The following is a 12,590-nucleotide window of genomic DNA, read 5'->3' on the forward strand; positions in this document are numbered from 1 at the left end:
GCTTGTATTCTTAATATGAATCAGCATGTGCATAACTATAAAAGAATTTTGCCTGCTTAGCAAGCCTGCGGTAGAACTCTTCCATAAACTGTACCGTCGGCAATCGACAATCTACAGTCGGCAAATTGAGATTGAAATTATTATTAAAACCTCAACTTATTGAAAAGTTACCATAAAGCACACTTTTTCCGTCAATTTTTTCGCTCCATGCAGAGACGCACAACAACGCTTCCCAACATTAGTCATTAGTCATTGGTCAACTGCCGACTGAAGAAAGGATCATTAAATATTTTGCCGGAAAATGTAAAGAAATTACTGATAAGGTACTATGTTCTCTACAGTTAAAATATTGGCTATTATTATCGTTAAAAATGATTTGACTTTGTTTAACTCTTTTTATAATCTTGATAAAAATTTTCTTTTAGCTATTCATAGCACACAAAGCCGCAATCAAAAAGAGTTTAACCACGAAACACTATGGGCACAAAGAAAAACTGACAAAAGAAAGATGTTTTTACAGGGTAATACTATATTCACCATTACATTTTTTATCATAAGAGCGACTCATGGGACTAATTGTTCAAAAATTTGGCGGTACTTCTGTTGCTGATGCTGAACGCATAAAGGCTGCTGCCAGGCGAGTTACAGAAACATATGATGCCGGGAATAAAGTGATTGTTGTTGTTTCTGCGAGGGGACAAACAACTGATGAACTTATTGAACTTGCAAATGAAATTATTGATAAACCTTCTACACGCGAAATGGATATGTTATTATCAACGGGCGAACAGGTTTCTATTGCCCTCATGGCAATGGCGATTCATGCGCTTGGGTATCCTGCAATATCATTTACCGGTGGTCAGGTGGGTATCGTTACGGATAGTTTTCACACGAAGGCGCGCATCCGCAACATCAATGCAGACCGAATCCGCAAGGAATTAGATAATGGCTCCATTGTTATTGTAGCGGGTTTTCAGGGCATTGACGTAAATGAAAACATAACCACCCTGGGAAGAGGCGGTTCTGATACTACGGCAGTCGCCCTCGCATCTATTCTGCATGCGGACAGATGTGATATTTTTACGGACGTGGATGGAATTTATACCGCCGACCCAAGAAAGGTGCCAAATGCCAGAAAACTCAATAAAATCTCGTATGATGAGATTTTAGAGCTTGCGAGCCTGGGCGCCCAGGTAATGCACTCACGCTCGATAGAATTTGCAAAAAAATACAATGTGCCTTTATACGTTCGCTCAAGTTTCAACAACTCTGAAGGAACATTGATATGTAAGGAGATTGATGATATGGAAAACATTGTTGTAAGCGGTGCAACCGTCAGCAAAAACGATGCAAAAATTACTATCAGGTCTATTCCTGATGTTCCCGGCCAGGCGGCAAAAATATTTCACGAGATCGCGAAAAAAAATATTAATGTGGACATGATCATTCAAAACGCAAGTGTCGAAGGACGCGCTGACGTAACGTTTACTGTACCGCGAAGTGATTTGAAAAACGCGCTGGAAACTGCAGAAAAGATAAAAAAGGACCTCTGGGCAATGGAGGTTTTATACGATGACAAAATCGCTAAACTATCCGTAGTAGGGATAGGCATGCGGAGCCATTGTGGTGTAGCGGAAAAGATGTTCAGTATCCTTGCTGAAGAAAAAATTAACATACAGATGATTAGTACCTCTGAAATAAAAATATCCTGCATAATCGATGAAGCTCACGCCGAACGGGCATTAAATGCAGTGCATAAAATATTTGGATTAAACCTCGTCAAAAACGAAGTGGCCGCTAAGGTCTAATTTTCGTTTGTACGCGTAAGTTTCGGCTGATAAATACAATATGGTTCTTCCGCCAAATAGTTTCCTGTATCGTAAAATGCACGAGCCCTGCACCCTTCGCAGACTTTTTTGTATTCACAGTCCCCGCACTTGCCCTCTAATAAATCCGGATTTCGCAGCTTTTCAAATACCGGAGAATTTTTCCAGATATCTGCAAATTTTTGTTTCTTTACATGTCCCGCTTCGACGGGCAAATAACCGCAGGGGAAAACCTCCCCTTTATGGGAAACAAAACAAACGCCTGTACCCGCCAAACACCCCTTTGTCATCGCAGCCATACCATGGGTTTGGGGAGATATTGTAATCCCTTCCTCTTTTGCCCGTTCTCTCATGATACGAAAATAATGCGGCGCACAGGTAGCCTTCGTCTGAATTTTTGCTTCTTTTGATAAATCATAGAAATGATTGAGTACTTCTTCGTATTTGGCGGGATGAAGCATTTGATCATCCGCAATCTGAACCCCGCAACCCACAGGCACCAGCATAAAAACATGTAGCGCATCAGCACCCAGCTCTAAAGCCAATTTGTACATATCATCTATTTGTTCAACATTATGTTTGGCAATCGTGCAATTTATTTGCATACTCATGCCCAGATTTTTCAATCTTTTAAAGCCTTCCATTGAACGCTTGAACGAACCGGGTATTTTTCGAAAATCGTCGTGCGTTTTTTCGTCTGCGCCATCAAAGCTGATAGAAACCCTGGCAATGCCTGCATCAACAATTTTTCTTGCCACATCGTCTTCAACAAGTGTACCATTTGTAGCTAATGCAACGCTTAGCCCTTTGCTTACCGCATGTTTTGCAATATCGAAGATATCCGGACGAAAGAGAGGCTCTCCCCCACTCAATACCAAAATTGGATTGCCCACCTCCACGATAGCATCAACAAATTCAAAGGCTTCTTTTGTAGACATATCGTCTTTTGCAAGAGTAGTACTTACATCAAGCCTGCGGCAATGTATACACTCCAGATTACAGCCGACAGTCGTCTCCCAAAACACAAGCCTTAACTGATTTTTCATATTTTTCATATATTCAACTGCAGATTTACCTGATGTATCATGTTTCATACGATCATACGTCTGTCTGATTGTTTCCGGATGATCACCATGGCCATGAGGCGTCGGGTGGCTGCTTTTTTGTTTTTGTTCAGTGTGCAAAGTGTTTTCCTCCATAGTTTTTTGTATTCATTTTTGACCGACATAATAAGGATTCTTATTATAGAAAATACCCGTAGTTTGGTCAATTAAGAAAACAAACTTTCCTTAAAGCCCTTGTTTAAAAACAAAAAAGTACTTTGCCGGAAAACGGACATCAACATATAATGATGTAGAGAGAAACCTCGTTAGCCTTTTAAACTTGACAATATATTTTATCATTGATACCATTTAACCTCATTGTAACTTATAGTTATACAATATATTATTTATAACTAATTGCTTATTTCTTAAGCACTTACATAACTAATCACTCTATTTACTTAATCATTTAGTTTTCTCACCAGGCATACTAAAACCTCCCCCCATTTTTCTTATTTTGCTATGGAAAATGGGGGTATTTTTTGTCAATAAAAATTGTAACAACAACACTAATTATGGATAGAATCTTTATATACGATACAACGTTACGTGACGGAAGCCAGGCAGAAGGGGTCTCCTTCTCGTTACAGGACAAATTAGCAATAACCGTCAAGTTAGATGAATTAGGCATAGATTTTATAGAAGGCGGATTTCCCATTGCCAATCCGAAGGACGAATCGTACTTTAAAGAAGTAAAATCTTTATCTTTAAAACATTCCAAAATCGCATCTTTTGGCAGTACAAGAAAAGTTGGGGTGCGCACAGAAGAAGATAAAAATGTGAATGCCCTTCTATTTGCCGAAACCCCTGTAGTGACTATTGTGGGTAAAAGCTGGGATTTTCAGGTCACTGATGTTTTAAAAACTACGTTAGACGAAAATGTAAAAATGGTAACGGATACTATCTTATTTCTTAAATCCAGGAATCGTGAGGTCTTTTTTGATGCGGAACATTTTTTTGACGGATTCAAAAGCAACCGCGGATATGCGTTGAAAGTTATTAATGAAGCCTGTTCCGCAGGCGCAGACGTAATAGTTTTATGCGATACCAATGGTGGCAGTTTGCCTGACGAGATTGCAACCATTGTTGAAGAAGTCAGAAAAAACAATAAGTGCATATTAGGTATTCATGCCCACAACGATGGCGACCTTGCAATTGCAAATACCATTATGGCTGTAAACAAAGGGGTGAGGCAGGTACAGGGAACAATCAATGGTATTGGCGAGCGATGTGGCAATGCGGATCTTTGTTCCGTAATCCCTAATCTGGTTTTAAAAATGGGATATCACTGTTTACATAACGATGGCCTTCGGAAATTGACGGAAATATCGCGCTACGTTTATGAAACCGCAAATTTATTGTTTCGCACAAATCAACCTTTTGTCGGGTCAAGCGCTTTTGCGCATAAAGGCGGTTTACATATCAATGCAATTCAAAAAAACAAGGTTACTTACGAACATATCAATCCTGAATCGGTCGGTAACAAAAGGAAAATATTGATCTCTGAACTTTCAGGAAGTGCTACAATTCTTTCCAAAACAGAAAAATTTAATTTAACACACGATACCGCTCTTTTAAGGTCGATCCTCGAAGAAGTGCAAAATCTTGAAAACGAAGGATATCAACTTGAATCAGCGGAAGCCTCCTTTGAATTACTGGTACGAAAGAAAACCGGAAAATATAAACCATTCTTTGAACTTGAAGGTTTCAGGGTAATTGTCGAAAAAAGAGAAAATGGTTTACCGATAACGGAAGCTACTGTTAAAATAAATGTCAATAACACACAGGAACTCACTGCCAGTGAAGGATCTGGTCCGGTAAATGCATTAGATACTGCATTACGAAAAGCATTGGAGAGGTTTTATCCCGTTTTAAAGGACATGAAACTTCTCGATTATAAGGTAAGAGTTATAAATCCCCGCAGTGCAACCGCTGCAAAAGTAAGGGTAATAATAGAATCAAAGGATAAAGAAAACGTCTGGAGTACTGTTGGCGTATCAGGAAACCTTATTGAAGCAAGCTGGCAAGCGCTTGTCGACAGCATAGAATATAAACTTATTAAAGAATATGAAGCAAAACAACTTTGATCCTGCTTTATAAGGCAAATGCGAAAAAATCCTCACTGCTTTTAAAACAAAGACAACTATTCAATATTTTTGCTACAACTATGGAAAACGATTTACCATCACACTACAGTCCAAAAGAAGTTGAATATAAATGGTACCGCTTTTGGGAAGAAAGCGGTTTTTTCCACAGTGAACCATCGTCTTCAAAAAAACCCTACACTATTGTTATCCCCCCCCCGAATGTCACTGGCGTCCTTCACGTGGGCCATGCTCTCAATAATATAATTCAGGATATTTTAATCCGATGGAAAAGAATGCAGGGCTTTAATGTGCTTTGGATGCCGGGAACAGACCACGCGGGAATTGCAACACAAAATGTAGTTGAACGGGAGCTTTCTTCAAAAAATATTAAACGACAGGATATAGGACGTGAACGTTTTATAGAAGAGGTCTGGAAGTGGAAACAGCAATATGGCTCTACTATCATTCAACAATTAAAAAAACTAGGGAGTTCCTGTGACTGGCAGAGAGAGCGGTTTACCATGGATGAAGGCCTTTCCGATGCAGTAAAAGAAACATTTGTAAGACTTTACCGCAAGGGGCTGATTTATAAAGGCAAGTACATGATAAATTGGTGCCCAAGATGCCGCACTGCCCTGGCCGATGATGAAGTTGAACATGAAGAACACGAAGGACATCTATGGCATATAAAATATTCTTTTAAAGAAAATCCACAACAACATATCGTTGTGGCAACAACAAGGCCAGAAACCATGCTTGGCGACGTTGCCGTGGCTGTCAATCCAAAGGATGACCGCTACAAAGATTTTATAGGCAAAACCCTCCTGCTGCCTATATTGGGCAGGGAACTGCCAGTGGTGGCAGACGACTTTGTTAGTCCTTCATTCGGTACAGGCGCAGTAAAAGTAACTCCCGCACATGATCCAAATGACTTTGCAATAGGCATGCGGCATGCCCTGCCTTCAATTGTTGTTATGGACGAAGATGGAACTATGAATATTAATGCGGGAGATTACAATGGACAGGATCGTTTTGAGTGCAGAACCGCATTGGTAGAAGATTTAAAATTAAGAAAGCACATCGATAGAATTATCCCTCACAAACATTCCGTAGGCCACTGTTACCGATGCCAAACCGTCATTGAACCGTATTTTTCGAATCAATGGTTTGTTAAAATGCGCCCTCTTGCAGATGCTGCAATACAAGCGAGTTTAAACAAATCAGTCACTTTTTACCCGGAACGCTGGGAAAAAGTTTATTTAAGCTGGTTAGATAACGTAAGAGATTGGTGTATATCAAGGCAAATCTGGTGGGGACACCGCATACCCGCATGGTATTGCTACGACTGTGGTGCTATTTCCGTTTCAACTGGGGATATAAATCAATGCACAAAATGCAGCAGCCCCCGCCTTAAACAGGACGAGGATGTTCTTGATACATGGTTTAGTTCGGCGCTTTGGCCTTTTTCAACATTAGGTTGGCCCAAAGAAACTCCGGAATTGGCATATTACTACCCAACATCAACCCTTGTCACCGATAGAGGCATTATCTATTTCTGGGTGGCGCGCATGGTTATGATGGGAATTGAGATGGTGAAACAGGTTCCTTTTTCGCACGTATATATTCACGGAACAATTCTCGACGAACAGGGAAGAAAAATGAGCAAATCCCTGGGTAATGGCATAGACCCGCTTCTCATGATTGACCGTTATGGCGCGGACGCCGTGCGTTTCTCAATTATTATTCTTACCACAGAAGGGCAAGACGTCAAACTATCTGAAAGCAAATTCGAGATGGGGAGAAATTTTACCAATAAGCTTTGGAATGCGGCTCGCTTCATATTTATGAATCTAAGTGAAGAAAACCCCGAAGAAATAACCTATGATATAACGACACTTCCGTTTGAAGATAAATGGATTCATAGCCGTTTAAATACTACAATTGAAGAATGCACTGCTTCTTTAGACCAATATAAATTTAACGATGCTGCAATGAAAATGTACGATTTCACATGGCATACATTCTGTGACTGGTATTTGGAAATAGTTAAACATCGTTTAAACAACGCTAACAATAGAATCGACAAAAAAAATGCTCAAACAACTCTTGCAATTATATTTGGCAAAACGTTACATTTACTGCACCCCTTTATCCCATTTATCACTGAAGAACTATGGAATAATTTAACCCGTATTGCTCAGCATAACAAAATTGCACTTCAAATTGGTGGGACAGGTAGTTCTCTTGTAACAAGCCGGTGTCCAATATTCAGTAAACAATTTGCAGATGATACTTCTGAACACATTATGCCTGTCCTGCAGGACATAATAAGAGCTATCAGAAATATACGCAGCAAAATGGATATTAAGGATAAGCAAAGATTAAAGGCAGTAATTTCTTACCCCCGGGATTTTGTATACGGTTTGCATGAACATACAAATATGTTAAAGAGAATGGCGAATCTTGAAGAATTGGATATGGGGATTGAATTGCAGAAACCAAGCCATTCTGCAAGTGAAGTAATTGGAAATCTTCAGGTCTTCGTATTACTTGCCGGCATATTGGACCCGCTTGCAGAAAAAGACCGGCAGTTAAAGCACTTGAAACAATTGGAAAACCATCTGACCATTATACGCCGTAAACTTAATAATGAAAATTTTGTAGCAAAAGCACCACCGCAAATCGTCGAAACAGAACGGAAAAAAGAAGATGATCTACAAGTGCAAATAGAAAAAGTTAAACACATTTTATTAAATATTGGATAACAAAATGAAACAAAAATATGCGCCTTTCACCACGACAACAATTAAATTTTTAAAACTTTTATTAAAAAAGAAAACATTGGTTTTTTGTAGTACCTTTCTTTTTGCTATGGTTAAATTTTGTTGCTCTTAAAGCAGATGAACAAATTTTGAATGCAACTATTAAAATGTGCCCGAAATGCAATGAACTTTACCAAAACAACGAAAAGTTTTGCGGGAAAGACGGGACCGTATTGTCAGATACTAACGGCAAGTTAGTATGTCCTGTTTGTAAAAAAGAGGGCTCTGGCAATGAAAAATTTTGTGTTGAACATGGAGAAAAGTTAATACCCATAGAAAGACTCTCTGCGGGAAAAGACCCCGCTGATTTAGAGCGTAACATGTCTCTCGCTGCTAAATATTATCAGGAAGGAAATACGCATTGTGACAACGAATCGTATGATTTAGCTTTAAAATCTTATCTGAAAGCGGAAGAAGTTTATCCCGATCTTCCCGGGCTGCATTATAATATGGGGTGGCTCTATAGTAAACTAGGAGATGTGGACAGTGCCGTTGACCACTTGCAAAAATATATCATTCTCGCTCCTGACAGTAAAGACATTACTGAAGTACGGAGTTACATCGCATTATTAAAACAAGCTCACCAGAAAAAAATTGAAGTTATTGAAAAGTACAAATCGCGAGACGAGGCAATGGAAAAGGCGCTTGAAATTCAAAACAAAAAACATGATACCGTTTTGATACCGGCTGGCAAATTCAGTATGGGGACAAATGAAGCACGCGATGTTTCTCAACCTGAGCATGTCGTATATTTGGATGCGTATGAAATAGATCGTTACGAAATTACAAATGCACAATACTGGGAATTTGTAAAATACATAGAAGAGACAAATGACCATAGCAAATGTTTCAAGGATGAACCAATCGGTAAAGACCACAAACCCAGATATTGGGAAGATGAATATTACAATGTGCCGGATTACCCGGTGGCAAGAGTTGATTGGTATGATGCTTATGCCTATGCCGCGTGGAAGGGGAAGAGACTGCCCACTGAAGCTGAATGGGAAAAGGCTGCGAGGGGATTGGATGTAAGGGCATTCCCATGGGGTAATGAATGGGATCACACAAGATGCAACCTGAGCGGAGAACCCATGCCTGTTGGAAGCGTTGAATCCGGCAAAAGCATGTATGGTTGCTATGACATGAGCGGAAGCGTATTCGAATGGTGTAATGATTGGTTTTCTAGCACGTATTATCAATATTCTCCTTCAATTAATCCGACAGGCCCGGAAAAAGGTGAGCGGAAACTTATTCGTGGTGGCTCACGATTTTCAAGACCTTTTCAAGTCCGTGTTACAGAAAGAAAATCAGAACGGCCTGATTTATTCAATATGGCAATAGGATTTAGATGTGCAAAAGACGTCGAGGTTAAAGAGTAAAAATAATATGTTACCTAAATCCTGCAAACAAGGCAAAGCCTTGTTGCAGGAATAGGATTGAAATGGTAGGATTTCCAAGGTATTCGGCGGTATATTGATAACAAAAAACACCTGAAAGGAGATTCACCATTTCGATGAAGAATATAGCAAAAAAATACAGCAAAAGACAACCGAAAATCAAGGCAGAGATGAGCGGGAAAGGCTTAACGGTACATGCAGGGCTTTTACCGGTATTGAATTTTATGGGTAAGCTGATGTTCCGGGAGAGAGTCCATGAAGCGGTCCATAAGGATCGTGGAGCAAATGCCCGGTATCAGTTTGTCGATGCGGTACAAATGGTAGTGATAGGGTTGATAGCAGGGGCGACATCGATGGTAGAGGTGATGAAGGTGTGTACAGATGAGGTATTGAAGAAGATGTCCGGGTGGAAAGAGGTACCTGTAGATACTACGATAGGACGTATTATGAAGCTGGCGAGTCAGGGAGATATAGTGGAACTGACGGGGGTGATCCACCGGTTTAGGGGAAAGATATGGAAGCGTGCGGTGAGATCAGGCCATAAACTCAGGAGTGCTCTTTGCGAAGTATGGATAGATGTTGATTCTACCGTAGATGGTGTATATGGGAAACAGGAGGGTGCAGAGGTAGGATATAATCCGCACAAGAAGGGGCAGAAGGCGTATCATCCCTTAATGGCATTTATTGCAGAAACAAAGGAGGTATTACATAGTTGGTTCCGCTGTGGAAGCGCCTACACGAGTAACGGAGTAGTAGAGTTCATGAAGGAATGTATGGCGTACATGAATAAGGGGGTAAGGGTGGTATTTCGGGGAGACAGCGGTTTTTTTACCGGAGAATTACTTGAATACCTTGAGTCAATATTGGCGGGATATCTGATTAAGGTAAAGCTGAAGAATCTGGAAGGATTGCTTGAAGGGCAGAAATGGAATGAGGTGAAAGGGGAGCCAGGATGGGAACAGGCTGAATTTTGGTATCGATGTGCAGGGTGGGATCGTGCGAGACGTTTTGTGGCAGTGCGGCAATTGGTCAAAAGAGAAAAGAAATTAGTAGAAGTGTCCGTGTATGAGTATTTTTGTTACGTTACAACGGAGCGGTTAAGTCCGATGGAAGCGCATCGTTGTTATGGAAAGAGGGCTACCTGCGAGACTTTGATAGAAGAGAGTAAAGGACAGATGAATGCGGGGCACATACGTACGGGTGAATTTTTGGCCAATGCTGCGCTATTTCAGTGTGCGGTGTTAGCGTATAATCTTTTGAAGTGGATGGGATTGCTCAGTGGTGGAGTGATACAACAGTGGGAAGTAAAGACGATGAGACTGTGGTTAATCCGTGTGGCAGGGAAACTGGTGGAGAGAAGCCGGCAGATGACATTAAAATTGCCGGAGAAATTTCTCCATCAGGAGGAATGGGAAAAGTGGGAACGCATGTCACTGGATGTAGTTTTTCAGTAGAAAACCGACGTTGTATTTCGTTTTTTTAGTCTTTTGAGAGTGGTAAGTATACCGCAGATGGAGACAGTACATCCCTATCTTGATTTTCATTGCATCAGAGAGCACGTTTCCGACAATTTCCCATGTCTTTTTGTTTAAAGTAGTACAATAGCGCTACCACAATTGCTAAAAAACGGATATCTGTTATCGCTTTTTGCCAATATTGGTAGTGGAAAATACTGATTTTCGCATTGCGAAAATCGTTTGCAGGATTTAGGGTGTAATTATTAAACGCACATTCTCAAACGCCCAGACTTGGGTTAATGAGCCTTGTAGTAACAAAAATCACGATAAATCTTCGCATATAGCATGGGTTAAGACGAATAAATCGTTTCATTCTAAAATCTTGAAATACCTAAACTGGTTGGTTAATCAAAACCAAACAAGCAGAAAACATGAATGGGTGGAACAACAGACTTCACAAATTAAAAAAATGTAACACTTTATTTTTTTGAAAAATTCCAATAATAACATTGTTTTGCCGCACGGTGTAGGGAGCGAAGCATTTGCATGTTTGGGCATGAACGCAGGTATTCCAGTTATCGCAAATACTTTGCCCCTACGGTCTCAAAAAACTGAAGTGTTACAAAAAAATTAGTATTTCAGATTTCACCTTAAATATTTTGCCAAAAAGCACGCACTGACGAATGGAAGTGTGCTAAAAAATTACTGATAAGGTACTTCGACGTTACATTTTCACTATTAGCGTAACTGAAATATAATCATAGAACATGTTAAAAAAATTAAGAGATTCTGTTTTGTCTTCTGTTCAATTTGGCGCGTTTTGCTACAATTTCAAATCTGAACTTGAAGCATACAATAAATCAAAAGTTATTCTATTTGGGGTGCCCTACGATGGAACCGTTTCATATCAATCCGGCACAAAAAAAGGACCAAATGCTATATTAGATGCATCTGTTAATATCGAACCATACGATGATGAATTGGGAAATATTTTTAAAATCGGAATCTTTACGGTAGGCAATTTAAATATTGAAGAATTTTACACCAATGAAAAAAAAGTTATGGAAGAAATATTTACTTGCAGTAGAAAGGTGATAGATGATAATAAGTTTTTGGTGACCTTGGGTGGTGAGCATTCAATATCCCAAGGTGCGATAAAAGCATATAAAAATAAATATAAAAAATTATCTGTACTTCAGTTAGATGCTCATTTAGATTTATTAAATGAGTTTGGCGGCAGCAAATATAATCATGCGAGTGTAATGAGAAGAGTTGTTGAAGATATAGGCTGCAGAGTAACAAGTTTTGGTGTCAGGGTAACTTCTCAGGAAGAATTGGAATTTGTGAAAAAAAATAAAAAATCTGTGTCGGTATTTTATGCCAGGAATATTTACAACAATGATTTATGGCATGATGAAGCATTGAAAACTTTAGAAGAAAATGTCTATATAACTTTAGATGTTGATGGTTTAGATATTTCTATAATGCCTGCTACCGGTACACCCGTTCCAGGGGGGATTGGGTGGTATCAGACAATAGATTTTTTGAGGAAAGTTTATGAGAAGAAAAATGTTGTTGGATTCGATATTGTAGAGTTAAAACCAAACATAGGGAATGAAGCTCCAAATTTTTTAGCAGCGAATCTTGTTTACAAAAATATTGGTTTTTACAAAAATATTCCAGACAATAAAATGACAAGACAGTGCCAATAAATAAAGGTATTACGATTTTACCCACTTGAAACTAGAAAGAGCCAAAAATATATTATTACACCTAAATCCTGCAAACGATTTTCGCAATGCGAAAATCAGTATTTTCCACTACCAAGATTGGCAAAAAGCGATAACAGATATCCGTTTTTTAGCAATTGTGGTAGCGCTATTGTACTACTTTAAACA

General features: G+C 39.5%; 7 protein-coding genes. 6 read left to right on the forward strand and 1 reads right to left on the reverse strand.

The genetic code is table 11. From position 1 onward, the window contains the following. Nucleotides 1–566: 566 nt before the first annotated feature. Entirely contained in the window at nucleotides 567–1,808 is a 1,242-nt protein-coding gene (locus tag M5U24_RS16650) for an aspartate kinase (protein WP_099326722.1), read from the forward strand. Here M5U24_RS16650 and M5U24_RS16655 read toward each other — a convergent pair. Further along, nucleotides 1,805–3,010 (reverse strand): radical SAM protein, encoded by a 1,206-nt coding sequence (locus M5U24_RS16655; protein ID WP_230405660.1) that lies wholly within the window; start codon nucleotides 3,008–3,010, stop codon nucleotides 1,805–1,807. The genes M5U24_RS16650 and M5U24_RS16655 overlap by 4 nt on opposite strands. Before the next feature lie 401 nt (nucleotides 3,011–3,411). On the opposite strand from M5U24_RS16655, the gene cimA reads away from it, so the two are divergent. From cimA to speB, 5 genes are all read left to right on the forward strand, one after another. After that, nucleotides 3,412–5,016 (forward strand): citramalate synthase, encoded by a 1,605-nt coding sequence (gene cimA / locus M5U24_RS16660; protein WP_230405661.1) that lies wholly within the window; start codon nucleotides 3,412–3,414, stop codon nucleotides 5,014–5,016. After that, on the forward strand, nucleotides 5,013–7,781 hold the full coding sequence (locus M5U24_RS16665; protein ID WP_230408021.1) for a valine--tRNA ligase: 2,769 nt from the start codon (nucleotides 5,013–5,015) through the stop codon (nucleotides 7,779–7,781). Before cimA ends, M5U24_RS16665 begins: the two co-directional genes overlap by 4 nt. A 146-nt stretch (nucleotides 7,782–7,927) precedes the next feature. Then, on the forward strand, nucleotides 7,928–9,217 hold the full coding sequence (locus M5U24_RS16670) for an SUMF1/EgtB/PvdO family nonheme iron enzyme (RefSeq protein WP_172953501.1): 1,290 nt from the start codon (nucleotides 7,928–7,930) through the stop codon (nucleotides 9,215–9,217). Between the two features lie 134 nt (nucleotides 9,218–9,351). After that, nucleotides 9,352–10,689, forward strand: a complete 1,338-nt coding sequence (locus M5U24_RS16675; protein WP_099323544.1) for an IS1380-like element ISCku8 family transposase — start codon at nucleotides 9,352–9,354, stop codon at nucleotides 10,687–10,689. A gap of 770 nt (nucleotides 10,690–11,459) precedes the next feature. After that, nucleotides 11,460–12,404, forward strand: coding sequence for an agmatinase (speB, locus tag M5U24_RS16680; protein ID WP_298203060.1), 945 nt, complete (start codon nucleotides 11,460–11,462; stop codon nucleotides 12,402–12,404). The last annotated feature ends 186 nt before the right edge of the window (nucleotides 12,405–12,590 follow it).

The organism is Candidatus Kuenenia sp., assembly GCF_027493735.1.
GTDB classification, from domain to species: Bacteria; Planctomycetota; Brocadiia; order Brocadiales; family Brocadiaceae; genus Kuenenia; species Kuenenia stuttgartiensis_A.